Genomic DNA, 12837 nt, shown 5'->3' with positions numbered 1-12837 from the left:
AATGCTGCTGCGTTAGCTAACCACTAATGACTGACAATTCCATACAGGGTATCTCGCTGTCGATAGGGGCGATCGAGCGAGGCAATCGCTTCTACCAACGTCTCGACTTCCATGCACGTACCGCCCTGTGCGCCTGCCATTGAAGTAATGTGTTCTTCCATCAGGGTGCCGCCGATGTCATTACAGCCCCAGGTGAGTGCTTCGGTTGCACCAGCGAGTCCCAATTTGACCCAACTGGGCTGATGGTTGGTAATCCAGTGTCCTAGAAAAATACGAGCAACCGCCATTAACAACAGTGCATCGGCAAGGACAGGCTGATCGCGTCCAACTCGACGACGTAAAGGTTTGGGCGCTTCTTGCCCCACAAACGGTAGCAGAATAAACTCTGTAATGCCGGGATAGCCTTTTTCTAAAGACGCTTGCTGGAGCGATCGCAGTAACTCTAGGTGACGTATCTGCTGCTCTGGCGTTTCGATATGTCCCGACAGCATCGTGCTAGTCGTATGCAGCCCCTGCTGATGCGCGATGCCCACGATCTCGAGCCAGGTTGCCGTGTCAATTTTTTCAGGGCACAACACACGCCTTACGGAGTCGTCTAAAACCTCTGCAGCGGTTCCAGGTAATGAATCAACTCCCGCATCCCGCAGTGCTGCGATGACTGCTGCATAGCTCAGACCATCTTCTCTAGCAATAAACTGCACTTCTTGTGGCGAAAAGGCGTGCAGATGCAGCCGGGGAAACTTATCCTTCAACGTTTCAACAATCCGCAGATAGTAGGACAACGATGACCCCTTGAGCGTTGCCTTCGGATTCAAGCCACCCTGCATACAAAGCTCAGTCGCCCCCCGTTGCACAGCATCGGTTGCTTTTGCCAACAGTTGCTCTAGATCAAGCCAGTACGCACCCTCATCGCCCTCATCCCGTCGAAAGGCACAAAAGCTACAGTGCTGCTCACAGATATTAGTGAAATTAATGTTGCGGTTGATGATGTAGGTAACTGTCTCACCAGACTGTTGCTGCCGCAGTTGGTCAGCCGTCTGACGAATTTGAGCGATCGCATCGGACGAGCGTTGCTTCAGCAACATTACCCCTTCTTCCCAAGACAAGTCGTGCCCTTCTAGAGCGCGATCGAGAATCTTTTCAACTGTTATGGTAACCACAGCACATCAGAATCAGCGACTACGTTTCCATTGTGACAAGCTTCACCTGTCTGGTCCAAAGATGCGTAACAACTGATCCACATTATCTAAATCCCCTACGATCCGGCGCACCGGTTGAGGATAGACCTTCACTAGCGTAGGTGTTGCTGAAACCTGATCGAGTTCTGCTTGCTCAGGATGCTGCGAGACATCAATGACTTTGAGCGTGTAAGGATGACTGAGCGATTGTTCTAACACTCGATGCAGCGCTTGCAAGGTTCGTTCTGTAGCAATGCTATGACCAGAAACAAACAGGCGCAAGACGTAACCTCTTGCGCTTAGCAGCGGCGAGTGTTCTAGCGGTGCGACGGGTAATTCCTGATGTAAATGAGCATACGGTTCAGCCGCTTCATAACGCACGACAAGATCATGCGGCTCCCAAAGTTGAGGAAACTGCTTACGATAGGCAGACAGCACAACAGAATCGCAAAGACCCTCTGGCAAGCGTGAAGGCTGCCAAACCAAATCTCCTGTGTCAAAGACAGCATTGAGTAAGGTTTGATACCGGAGCACTAGCGGCGATGCTTCTGCCACCATTTGTAACTGCTGCGTCTGAGGAATCAGCCAGCGATCGACGGTGGCAGCATAGCAAGGCACTAAAAAATGCGGCGGTTCTGGTAGGTTCAAAATATCGCGTAAGGCAGCACAAAGGTGAACGTGCCAGCGTTCCTGCTTTTTGCGATCAATGCAATAAATCAAACCGCCTCCAGGTGTAAAGAGCGCGATGCCCTTAAAAACGCTGGCAGCATTGGAATCTGCGTTCAATAGAGTTTCCTGTGCTGATTACACGCGCCCTCTCAGAGACTGTGCCATCTCATTCGGCTTCGGCGACATTTCCAGAGCTACCTCTTCTGTAATCCGTCCCGCTTCGTACAGCTTGTAGAGAGACTGATTCATTGTACACATGCCGTCAAAAGTGCATCGGGGAATGATTTGCTCAATCTCCTCAATCTCCCCACGCCGAATAAAATCTTTGATGGCATCCGTATTGATCAAAATATCGTGAAACGCAGCACGTTTACCATCAGTCGTACGGCATAGACCTTGAGAGATGACTGCAACCATCGACTCAGCCAATGAAATCCGAATGGGTTCCTGCTGTTCTGGTTCAAACAACTGCAAAATCCGCTCGATTGTCTTGACAGCACTGTTTGTATGCAATGTGCCCATCACAAGGTGCCCCGTTTGAGCCGCCTTGAGCGCCGTGTTAACTGTTTCTTTGTCCCGCATTTCCCCAACTAGGATGAGATCTGGATCTTCCCGTAGGGCTGCCTTCAGCGCATTATCAAACTTGCGGGTATGAATACCAACTTCCCGGTGTTTGATCAGCGCCTTCTGACTCTTATGGACAAATTCAATCGGGTCCTCAATAGTAATGATGTGCTTAGGCATCTCCTTGTTGATGTAATCAACCATGGCTGCCATAGTGGTGGACTTACCCGAACCCGTAGGACCCGTTACTAGAACTAAGCCTTTGTGGTAGTGGCATACGTCTTTAAACACTGGTGGGAGGTTAAGTTGCTCCATTGTCAAGATTTTGAGCGGGATTAGCCGCAGCACCATGGCAGGACCGTGCAATGAGTCAAAGATATTGATCCGTACACGGGCAAAGTCGTACTGAGTAGCAGCGTCAAAATCCAGGGTTTCCTCAAACTCACGGATATCTTCTTCACTGAGGATTTCGCGTAGCCAGCTATAAAAGGTGGCGCGATCGGTCACGGGCCAGTCAGTGGCATCAATTTCACCCCGGTTCCGATAACGGGGGACTTCGCCTACACCAGCATGAACATCTGAGTAGCCCTTATCAAATGCGTGGCGCACAATTTCGGCGAGCGTGGGCGAACCATTGCTGGGTCTATGTGGTTGTGCTGGTAGTGGTGGCGGAGCAGTGGGGCGGTGTCCAGCAGGTGGTGCAGGTGGTGCAGAAACAACTGTCTGAGATGCAGCCGATGGTGATGCGATCGTTGGGGTAGCTAGACCTGTCGCTTGGGACGACATGATGGTTGGAGTTGCCGCACTCGTCGCTGGTGTCGAAATCATGGTTGGGGTTGCTGCACCAGAGGGCATCGCTGAGGTCATTTGTTGCGTTGCAGCGACGGTAGCACCATTATTGGCGCTAGTTCGCATCGGCGGCGGCGGGGCGGGTGGGACGCGCGGTGGCGGCGGTGGCGAACTAGACGGACGCTGTGATTCAGTCATATGCTATTTCTCTGTAAACCCTAGAGCGGTAAAAGCGAGCGACGGACTCTAGTAAAGACCCGTGCAGCTATGTGTGAACGAGAGTCGCTGAGGGTAAAAAAGCACGTGTAGGTTGGTCAGGCAGTCCGCGTGGTGTATTCACGTTTAGGTTTAACCAACTGCGATCGTTTTTCTACACGACGCATCTTTACCAAAATAACAGACACTCATCTCTAGAAAAGTCTTCCCATATCTCTAGTTGTCCTATCATTTTCGTGGTGTAACCGGATGAAAATGAGCTAATGAACGATGCTACCTGGTACGTTGTGAAGCAAGCAGATGGACAATGCGCTATTGTGCCTGCCAGTCAAATGGAAAACCAGCAAGGCTCAGACCCGACCTCAACGCTCCAGCGATGGGGACCCTACGACTCTCAGCAAAGTGCGATCGCCCATCGTATCGGTCTAATCCGGGCTGGCAAATGTCAACCAGCCTAGAAAAGTGATGAGTTTTAAGCTGCGGTTTCAACACAGAACTCATCACTTAAAGCCATAACTCTCTACGACTTGGGTACTGTAGGCTGCTGTGCTTTGATGCGTTGTGTCAGCACTTCCAGCGCTTTGGCGTACTGTGGGTCAGCAGCAGTGCCAATTTTGTTGCGATCGCCGCTTAATGCCTGACGTTGCTCATCTGACAGCTTGACTTCGATATCTGGATTAATGCCGTTCTTGTTAATATCTCGACCAAGGGGTGTCAGGTATTTGGCGATCGTCACTGCTAGACCAGAGCCATCACCAAGCCCACGCACCGATTGCACCAGCCCCTTCCCAAACGTTTTGGTGCCAACCAACGTTGCCCGTTTGTTATCTTGTAGCGCACCCGATAAAATCTCGCTGGCACTAGCAGAACCGCCATCAACCAGGATTACTAGTGGCTTATCAGTCAGAGCACGGTTGTTTGCTTGCTCACGCTCTCTCTCGCCCTTGCGATCAACGGTAGAAACGATCGCGCCTTGCTTGAGCCACATCCGCGCAATCTCAACGCTGGTGAAGAGCAGCCCACCAGGATTAGAGCGCAAGTCAAGGATATAACCGCTGACGTTCTGCTTCTCTAACTTCTCAATCGCATTTTTCATTTCGATTGGAGCAGGAGCACTGAACTGCACCAGCCGGATATAGCCAATGCCGCCACCATTTGCATCTTTCTGATAGCTGGCTCGTACAGGATGGATCTCAATCTTTGCCCGCTTCAACTGATATTCCAGTTGTTTACCGCCCCGCAAGACAGTCAGCTTAACGCTGGTACCAGCCACACCCCGAATCAAGGTCACAGCCTGGTTAACATCCATCCCTTCAGTGCTTTTCGCATCAATTTTCGTGATGATGTCTTTAGCTAAAATACCAGCTGCAAAAGCAGGCGAATCTTCGATCGGCGCTATGACGGTCAATTTCTTGGTTTTTTCATCCGCTGCAAGTTGAATACCTACCCCAGAAAGCTCGCCGGAGGTATCAATCTGCATATTCTTGAACTCTTGCGGGTCCATAAAGCGCGTGTAGGGGTCGCCCAGCTTCTTGAGCATCTCTCGAACTGCCTTGTACGCCTGCTCTTTATTGGTGTAGGGCTTGTTCAAATACTCAGTGCGTGTTGCCTTCCAATCCACCTTGTTAAAGGAGCCATCGACATAGGTGCGATCAATAATTTGCCAGACTTCGTCCACTAGTCCTTTCGGACTCTCTTGAAAGAAGGCTTGCCCTTCAGAGAGGTGTATCCCAGCTCCTGTAATGGTGACTGCACTAACTGCGACTGCTGTTGAAGCGAGAAGAAGCCCACGTTTCGTGACTGCCATAGTACTGAGCCAGTGAAGAACGACAAAAAACTATGCTCAATCTAACACAGCCGATCATGATTGAGATATCCTGCCAGTTAGAGACAAAATTCTTTACCACAACCTTGATTAAGGTGCTGAACCTGATCAGTTTTGGGTCGATGGCTGTCCGATAGTGTCCATTATGGGGGTGGCAGAAGATAGGCAAGGTACAGTTGCGAACTCGAACTAAAATTACGCTTTCAGCTTGAGACTTCAAAAGAGCTTTGAGAGGGTTCTTACTTTAGAACAAGCTGTTTAACGTTGGCTTCGTTGCCCTGTTCACATCTAAGCGATCGCACTTAACTCATGCAAGGAGTGATCGCCTTGGGTCCGCGCTGGTGACAGCATCATCCCGCTATGTAAACGAAATTATGCAAAGACATGAGTGGTGTGTTTCTAAGTACAGGGTGCGATCGTCCTTTTCTTATTCTCTAGGACTTGCTACCCAGACAGTTCCTAAAGATCTTCTAGTAGATCTGATTCTGACTGTTTTGTGCAACATCAGCATTGTAGACAAAACTAAAACAGCAAAAACCCTCAAAGCAAGCACTTCAGGGGTTTTTACTTGAAGCCGATGGGGGGATTTGAACCCCCGACCGCTCGATTACGAATCGAGTGCTCTACCACTGAGCCACATCGGCATAACAGTTGATTAGTATAGCAGGCTTAGGGTTTGTAATGCGTGTAGGGTAGAGAGTATAAGAGCGTAAAAAGGGCAATGAGGTATGGCAAACAATTCCCGCAAAGCAGGCAAACCGTCAACGCTACAGCAGACCGACCCTGAAAAGTATGCCTTTTTGAAAGCAGAGGCAGAGGCTCCCTATCGGGGCTTGCGGAAGTTTGTCTATGTGGCTTTTGCGGCGTCAGGAGCGATCGGTGCTTTCATTTTTGTCACGCAACTGCTGGCAGGGCAAGAGGTAAGCAATACATTGCCAAACCTGGCGATTCAGATTGGCGTTGTGGCGCTGATGCTTTGGCTACTTCGCCTTGAAGGTAAGGCGGAACGCAAGTCAGACTCCTGACTCCTCACGGCGCTAACACGATATAGGGCGAGGCGATCGCGTTGGCTTTGCCGGCATTAACCATTGCCTGGTAGACAAAGGCAGCAACCTCGGCACGCGTTGCTTGACGAGTCGGGTTGAGTCGCACCAGCGATGGATAATTCACAACAATTTTGCGCTGGGTGGCAGCAGCAACGGCGGTAGTTGCCCAGGATGGAATTTGGGCATCATCTTGATATCTAGACAGAACGCTGGTGTTGCTAGTAGTGAAATTTAACCCATTGGAGAGTGCTACTAACACTTCAACTCTAGGAATCACTTGATTGGGTCTAAAAGTGCCGTTAGGGTAGCCGCGCATAAAGCCACCTCGAGCAGCAGATTGAACTGCCGAGTAGCCCCAAAAGTTACTGCTGATATCTTTAAACTGAGCCACGTTTTGCTTAGCGGATGGTGCAAAGGCTTTGTTGATAATGGCAGCAAATTGCACGCGAGTTACGGAGTCATCTGGACGAAACGTACCACCAGGAAAGCCGCTGATAATGTTTCGCTGTGCTAAAGCGGCGATATATGCTTGCGCCCAATGCCCTTGCACATCAGCAAATTGATCAGCGTTGCCAGAGGCGATCGGGGATGCGCCAAATTCTACAGAACCAGCAACCTTCCTTGAGTCGAGCGTATTGCCTACAGCGTAGAGCGTCTTATTAGTGGTGTTATTGAGGTCGTACTGACGGTTATTGCGAACGATGTTGTTACCATCACTGCCAGTCGTGCCGATGTCAGGTTGAGCATTACTGGTGGCAACGATGCCATCCCGTTTGTTGTTTTCGATCGTATTGTTCCGCAAGATAGGACGGGCAGCGTCGTTAATATACAGTCCGTCTGTGTTCTCAATAATGCGGTTGCCACTTATCCTGGGTGCCGCGTTACCGCCGATCGCCAGCCCAAAGCCTGTGTTTTGAAACACATTGCTGCGAATTTCGCCTGTAGCACGGTTAGCAACTGAAATGCCATTGCCGCCATTCTGAGTAAACACGCTGTCTGCAATCACCGGATTAGCTGTGCCAGTGACAAAAACGCCTTCCCGATTATTGCGGTTAAACGTGCAGTTTTGGATTTTGGCATTGACCGATTCGATCCAGATACCTGTGCCGCGTGTATTGGGGTTTGTAACCGAAATGCCCCGGATTTCAGTATCTTTACCTGCCTGAAGCGTCACATTCTGCCGCGCAAACGTTGGACTAACCAGGTTACCACCGCCGATAATAGCAACGGTCTGCCCCTTCTCAGATTCTTCGCCCCGAAGCGTGACTCCCGGTGGCACATTAAGCGGAAAGACCTCGCCAGAAGCTTGCGTATAGCTGCCTCGCGCTAACTGGACATAGGTTCCTGGTGTTGCTTGCTGGAGGGCGTAGGCGATCGTGCGGTAAGGGGTAGCCTCATTGCCCGCACCAGGCGCATCGGTACCAGAAGCCGGATTGACATAAAGGAGTGTTGCCGAAAGCGGCGTTTGAGCCAGCAGCACTGGCGCTTTTACCTGAGCGGTGGTTGGCAAAACTAGCCCCAACCCTTGTCCGCCCAGCAGAAGCAGCATGACTAGCCCCAGACGCGGTTTGAAGCTAGTAGCTGAAAAACGGCATCTTTGTAGCCAGCGATCGATCTGAAAGCCCTGGTACGACATAACGTGTGCGCTAATGACGGAGTTGTAGAAGAAACGCAAGGTAAGAAATGAACGCGGTTTAGTATGCCCTAGTAGCGATCGCGCTCATTGCGATCATACTGAAACTGTAATGTCTTGATCTGTCTATTATTTGAATGCCAGAGTGTACCCGCTAATGTGCAATGCGGCGTTCTAAAAGGATGACGCATCGCCAGCATTCTGACATTCTGACAACAGTTAAGGGATGGAAGTTCCAGCACTGATTCAGATCGACCATAGGGTTAAGCGCGTCTTGCAATCCTTGTATGTCTTGTGCCAGATGTTGTACATCAAGGGAAACGAATACCGTTCAGAGACCGTCAAGGTAATCACTGTTTCCTGCAATCGACCTATGCGCTTCCCACATTCATTGCTCCACTGCTGCCTACTGCTCGCTGCTGGTGCGGGTGCCACGCTTTACAGTACTGCTGGACTAGCAGCAGAGAAAGTTGTCTTACGGTATGGCGTCTTTCAAGAGTCTATTTCTGTTGCCGAGCTATCAAGTTTTGCCGAAACTGGTGAACCCTCGCCGACGCTAGCAGCCTATATGAAGCTGGCAAACAAAGAGCCAGAAGAGATTCGGAATGCGTTGACTAAAGAAGCCAAAGTCAGTGTGGTCGTGCTTGATCGTGCTTTGAATAACTTTGTCGGGGAACGGATACTCGACGAAGTGGGCAAAACCATCCATACCTCTGCTAACACTGCTAACCGTCAGGCATTGCGATCGTCGTTGGTACTTTCTGCCAGTGATGATGGCAAACTCTCGCTCATCGAAGCGATCGAAAAATATCCTACTCAAGAAGTGGAAGTAGAAGTTGATCAGCTCGTAGACACTGCTCTCAAACTAAGTGAACTCGAAAGCGGTATCCGCAAAATTCTGGGCGTGTTTGAGAAACTTTAACGCTGTTACCAGTTCCCCATGCAACATATTAAAACCCCTCCTGACCGTTCCTTCTCATAAGGAGCATCAGGAGGGGTTGATTTTATGCGTCGTTAAGACTGCGGTAATGGCACTAACAGAACCGCTTAATAAGCCAGCGTTTCCAGCGTCTCACGCAAGTAGTAGCGCACTAAATGATCTAGGTTTAACCCACTCAAGCGACCATCTGTGTTGCGTTCTAACTGCCAGCGCTCAAACCCAGAGCTAGCGGCAATCGCCTGCTTGAGGTTGTGCCAAATTTCAGAATCGCCGGGGAGCTGGTCTAAAAGTTCTGGCGTTAGCTTGTCTGGCAGGGAAGCATTTCCAAAAGATGGGCGGAACTGTGGATTAGCCATAAACACCTCAAGGAGAATAAACTTCTAAAACGCACCAGTGGTTGGCAGAGTTATGATGCGTTAGGCAGAGCGATTGCAAAAAACTCTCACTCTATTCCAGAATAGCGCACCCCCAAAAATGGAGTGTGATTGCCACGACATTTCAGCATGATGTTTGATTAATTGCAGCGAAAGTTAAAAAATAAAGATAACGCTTTAGACTGAGTTGGCAATGCTATAGCGCTCCTATTTAGATAATGAGAATTACGCTGGTATGAGCGATCAGCAGTCAGCAGTCAGCAGTCAGCAGCTAGCAAAAAAGCTGATCGCTGACCACTGAATGATTGAGCCTTGCTCATAAATGATTTAGGACTGCTATATCTCAAGCTTTAATCTCTTAAGCCTCTTATGATTCCAGTTGAGCAAGCAGAGACAATCATCCTGAGCCTTGTGCAGCCGCTTGATGTCGATCGTGATAGTGAGATGCTGCCGTTACTAGAGGCACGCGGTCGCATTCTGGCAGGTTCTGTAACCAGTGATCTCGACTTTCCCCACTGGGATAATTCAGCGATGGATGGCTATGCCGTACGTTATGCCGATGTGCAGGCGTGTTCGGCGGAGTCTCCGGTTACGTTAGCGGTCATTGAAACGATCCCGGCGGGCTATCAACCGCAGTGTGTTGTTGCGGCTGGTCAAGCCGCTCGCATTTTAACGGGTTCAGTGATGCCTGCTGGGGCTGATACGATCGTCATACAGGAAGAAACACAACGGGACGGCGATCGTGTGACCATTCTGGCAGCGCCACAGCCACAGGCGTTTGTCCGTAAGCGAGCAGCCTTTTATCAGGCTGGACAACCGCTTTTGCCATCAGGCTTGCGGCTTCAGGCTCCAGAAATGGCAGTGCTGGCGGCGGCTCAGTGCGCTCAGGTCAAAGTCTACCGGCAGCCACGGGTCACTATCTTTTCTACGGGTGACGAACTGGTCAGCATTGATCAGCCGCTTCAGCCCGGTGAGATTGTAGACTCCAACCAGTATGCGTTGGCAAGTTTGGTCATTCAGGCTGGTGCAATCCCCGTACGGTTAGGAGTGGTACGGGATGAACCAGAGGCGTTGAAACAGGCGATCGCGATCGCTCTTGATCAGTCTGATATAGTGCTTTCCTCCGGTGGTGTTTCGGTGGGTGACTATGACTATGTAGAAGACATTCTTGCCGAGTTGGGTGGCAACATTCACATTCGTGCCGTTGCAGTGAAGCCAGGGAAGCCGTTGACTGTGGCGACGTTTGAGCGGAAGGCAGAAGGCAGAGGGCAGGAGGCAGAGAAGGCTAGGGCGCTTGAGGCAGCAGATCCACAATTCCCACTCTCCAATGCTGCTACGCTCTACTTCGGTCTGCCTGGCAATCCGGTCTCAGCGCTGGTCACATTTTGTCGCTTTGTAGAGCCAGCGCTACGTAAACTATCAGGCTTGCCTGAACGTGCGTGGAAACCAACGTTTGTGAGGGCAAAAACGCAGGTCGATTTGCGATCGGACGGTAAGCGAGAGTCTTATCTTTGGGGACACTTAGATTTGGTGGATGGGCTGTACGAGTTTGCTTTAGCTGGCGGTAGCCCCAGTTCGGGAAACTTGATCAATCTAGCTGGTACAAACGGGCTAGCTGTAATGCCAATGGGAAAAACCCACATTAGCAGTGGCGAGTCAATTTATGTGATGCAAATTGGTTGACCGCTGTAAAGGTAAGGTGGAATAAAGCTTTCGGCACATTGGAATTACTGAGGTGCAACAGCATGATTCGCTCACTTTCTGTTATTGTCCCGGTGCTAAACAAAGAGCGTGAAATTATTCGCACGCTAGAAAGTATTGATGCCAGCATTGCCTACTTTTATCAGCAGGATGATGTTGATCACAACGTTTATGCTGAGTTAATTGTGGTTGATGAGGGATCGAGCGATCGTACACTCACACTGCTGGCAGAATTTGGTCGAGATAAGCCTTACTTTCAAGTTATCAAGCACTTTAGAAGCCTGGGCAGTGGTGCCGCTAGAAATACGGGAGTGAAGATTGCCAGGGGCGATATTCTCTTTTTCTGCGATGGGGATGATCTTATGTTCAAAGAACATATTTATCTCTGTTTCATGTTGCTCAATCATCAGCCCCCGTCGTCTGAGGCAGCACTCAAACCCCTACAAGTAACGGTTGGTGAGACCTCCTATCCCCTAACGCTACCGCCGCATCCTATTGGCATTGTACGGACAGGTGTGCGGCTAGCAGATCCCGTTTACCCAGAATGGAAAGCCGCGATTGAAAATACGATTCCTCTCAACTTATGCCTACGCCGAGACTGCCATGAATTTGTTGAGGGCTTTCCTGAAGCACCCGTTTATAAACAAATTGGTTGTGAAGATGTGTCCTACACGTTATGGCTGTCAAAGTTTTTTAAGGTATTGAAAGTTGAAATTGAAACGGTTGAATATATTCGCTATCCCGGCAATAATCTGGATCGACAGTTAAAAAAATTTCAAACCCCACCTGATCAGTATCAGGATGAAACGCCTTCTCATGAGAGAGAGCTGCACCTTCTACGACGGCGTTTGGAACAAGAGCGCTTTAGCTATCTAGGCGAAAAATTCCGAAAAATTGCTTTAACCACTGAACTAACTGCACAGTTGAACTGGCAACAGTTAGCTAACGACTATTTATCACAAGGGTGCTATACCGAAGCAATTTCGCTTTATGAACATGGTATGCAAGCGGAACCGGCAACACGTGCAACGGTTAAAAACATTTTAGCTGCCGCTTATAACAATTTTGGTTCAGCGTTGCATCAACAGGGCAAGCTAGAAGAAGCGGGCGTTTACTTCAAGCAAGCAATTGACCTCAATTCAGCCCTTTCGACTGTTGATCTGTCTAGAATTTATTTCAATCTCGGCACCGTCCTATATAAGCAAAACCGACTTGAACAGGCAATATTGGTTTTGCAGCAAGCCGTGACATTGCAGCCAGCGTTTGCAGAAGCGATCGCAGAGCTTGCCAGGGCTAAAAAGCAGTTTCAGCACTTGACTAAAGGCTATCAATTTTCTAGCGAGTTTGCTGACGTTGATCTAAATTTTTTAACCAGCTATCGTCATCTATTCCAGCACATTGTAGACTTCAAAGCGCTCGAAATTGGAAGTCGGGATGGGCGCATTACGTGCTGGCTGCTAGACAATCTTTTGCTGTCTCAAACAGCACACGTCACCTGTCTCGATCGCTTTGAAGGCTCATCCGGCGGACAATCGATTTTGACACGCTTTGAGACGAATATCGCTCGTACAGGCGCGGCTGACAAGGTGCAAAAAATTGTTGGTAATCCCTGTGATGGACTGAGATCGCTACCTCATCACAGCTATCAGCTTCTTTACATCGGTGGCATGAAAACGGCTAGCGAAACACTAGAAATTGCCGTTTTAAGCTGGAGCTTATTAACAGTTGGTAGCCTGATCGTCTTTGAGGATTACGGCGTTAATACAGCACAAGACACGACTCAACTGCTGCCAAAAGGCGCGATTGATGCCTTTGTGACTCTCTTTGAAAATAAGACTAAACGGCTGCATCAAGGTAGCGTATTACTGCTGGAGAAACTAGCAGATTAGTTGTCACCAGCGT

Annotated in this window: 11 protein-coding genes and 1 tRNA gene; 5 read left to right on the top strand and 7 right to left on the bottom strand. The window is 49.6% G+C overall.

What is annotated here, in order from left to right; translation table 11 throughout:
• Positions 1-23: 23 nt before the first annotated feature.
• The 3 genes from cofH to H6F86_RS21915 are packed head-to-tail and all read right to left on the bottom strand — an operon-like array spanning position 24 to position 3398.
• On the bottom strand, positions 24-1160 hold the full coding sequence (cofH, locus tag H6F86_RS21925; protein WP_190451224.1) for a 7,8-didemethyl-8-hydroxy-5-deazariboflavin synthase subunit CofH: 1137 nt from the start codon (positions 1158-1160) through the stop codon (positions 24-26).
• Positions 1161-1202: 42 nt separating this feature from the next.
• Positions 1203-1964: a circadian clock KaiB family protein gene (locus H6F86_RS21920; RefSeq protein ID WP_190451222.1), complete on the bottom strand. Its 762-nt coding sequence runs from the start codon at positions 1962-1964 to the stop codon at positions 1203-1205.
• Between the two features lie 18 nt (positions 1965-1982).
• Positions 1983-3398, bottom strand: coding sequence for a PilT/PilU family type 4a pilus ATPase (locus H6F86_RS21915; protein WP_190451220.1), 1416 nt, complete (start codon positions 3396-3398; stop codon positions 1983-1985).
• A 281-nt stretch (positions 3399-3679) separates the two neighbouring features.
• Between H6F86_RS21915 and H6F86_RS21910 the strand changes: the two genes are divergently transcribed.
• Entirely contained in the window at positions 3680-3874 is a 195-nt protein-coding gene (locus H6F86_RS21910; RefSeq protein ID WP_190451218.1) for a hypothetical protein, read from the top strand.
• Between the two features lie 62 nt (positions 3875-3936).
• On the opposite strand, the gene ctpC is transcribed toward H6F86_RS21910, so the two are convergent.
• On the bottom strand, positions 3937-5223 hold the full coding sequence (gene ctpC / locus H6F86_RS21905; RefSeq protein ID WP_190451216.1) for a carboxyl-terminal processing protease CtpC: 1287 nt from the start codon (positions 5221-5223) through the stop codon (positions 3937-3939).
• 590 nt (positions 5224-5813) lie between these two features.
• Positions 5814-5885: transfer RNA gene (locus tag H6F86_RS21900), tRNA-Thr, on the bottom strand.
• A gap of 84 nt (positions 5886-5969) precedes the next feature.
• Between H6F86_RS21900 and H6F86_RS21895 the strand changes: the two genes are divergently transcribed.
• Entirely contained in the window at positions 5970-6266 is a 297-nt protein-coding gene (locus H6F86_RS21895; RefSeq protein ID WP_190451214.1) for a DUF3493 domain-containing protein, read from the top strand.
• A 4-nt stretch (positions 6267-6270) separates the two neighbouring features.
• Here the strand turns inward: H6F86_RS21895 and H6F86_RS21890 are convergent, their stop codons facing one another.
• On the bottom strand, positions 6271-7923 hold the full coding sequence (locus H6F86_RS21890) for a DUF1565 domain-containing protein (RefSeq protein ID WP_190451212.1): 1653 nt from the start codon (positions 7921-7923) through the stop codon (positions 6271-6273).
• 223 nt (positions 7924-8146) lie between these two features.
• Between H6F86_RS21890 and H6F86_RS21885 the strand changes: the two genes are divergently transcribed.
• Entirely contained in the window at positions 8147-8842 is a 696-nt protein-coding gene (locus H6F86_RS21885) for an alpha/beta hydrolase (RefSeq protein WP_199305415.1), read from the top strand.
• Between the two features lie 125 nt (positions 8843-8967).
• On the opposite strand, the gene H6F86_RS21880 is transcribed toward H6F86_RS21885, so the two are convergent.
• On the bottom strand, positions 8968-9216 hold the full coding sequence (locus H6F86_RS21880; RefSeq protein WP_242033627.1) for a hypothetical protein: 249 nt from the start codon (positions 9214-9216) through the stop codon (positions 8968-8970).
• A 387-nt stretch (positions 9217-9603) separates the two neighbouring features.
• Between H6F86_RS21880 and glp the strand changes: the two genes are divergently transcribed.
• Both glp and H6F86_RS21870 read left to right on the top strand, forming a co-directional pair.
• Entirely contained in the window at positions 9604-10917 is a 1314-nt protein-coding gene (gene glp / locus H6F86_RS21875) for a gephyrin-like molybdotransferase Glp (RefSeq protein ID WP_190451210.1), read from the top strand.
• Between the two features lie 62 nt (positions 10918-10979).
• The gene (locus tag H6F86_RS21870) at positions 10980-12824 is read left to right on the top strand and encodes a glycosyltransferase (RefSeq protein ID WP_190451208.1); all 1845 of its coding nucleotides are present in this window, start codon (positions 10980-10982) and stop codon (positions 12822-12824) included.
• The last annotated feature ends 13 nt before the right edge of the window (positions 12825-12837 follow it).

The organism is Phormidium sp. FACHB-592 (genome assembly GCF_014695795.1).
Classification (GTDB): domain Bacteria; phylum Cyanobacteriota; class Cyanobacteriia; order Leptolyngbyales; family Leptolyngbyaceae; genus Stenomitos.
This window is presented reverse-complemented; position numbering and strand designations above follow the sequence as displayed.

Excerpts from the sequence above, each read along its gene's own strand:
- H6F86_RS21880 (WP_242033627.1), bottom strand. The coding sequence starts at position 9,216 with ATGGCTAATCCACAGTTCCGCCCATCTTTTGGAAATGCTTCCCTGCCA.
- H6F86_RS21910 (WP_190451218.1), top strand. The coding sequence starts at position 3,680 with ATGAACGATGCTACCTGGTACGTTGTGAAGCAAGCAGATGGACAATGC.
- H6F86_RS21915 (WP_190451220.1), bottom strand. The coding sequence starts at position 3,398 with ATGACTGAATCACAGCGTCCGTCTAGTTCGCCACCGCCGCCACCGCGC.
- H6F86_RS21870 (WP_190451208.1), top strand. The coding sequence starts at position 10,980 with ATGATTCGCTCACTTTCTGTTATTGTCCCGGTGCTAAACAAAGAGCGT.
- H6F86_RS21895 (WP_190451214.1), top strand. The coding sequence starts at position 5,970 with ATGGCAAACAATTCCCGCAAAGCAGGCAAACCGTCAACGCTACAGCAG.
- glp (WP_190451210.1), top strand. The coding sequence starts at position 9,604 with ATGATTCCAGTTGAGCAAGCAGAGACAATCATCCTGAGCCTTGTGCAG.
- H6F86_RS21885 (WP_199305415.1), top strand. The coding sequence starts at position 8,147 with ATGGAAGTTCCAGCACTGATTCAGATCGACCATAGGGTTAAGCGCGTC.
- ctpC (WP_190451216.1), bottom strand. The coding sequence starts at position 5,223 with ATGGCAGTCACGAAACGTGGGCTTCTTCTCGCTTCAACAGCAGTCGCA.
- H6F86_RS21890 (WP_190451212.1), bottom strand. The coding sequence starts at position 7,923 with ATGTCGTACCAGGGCTTTCAGATCGATCGCTGGCTACAAAGATGCCGT.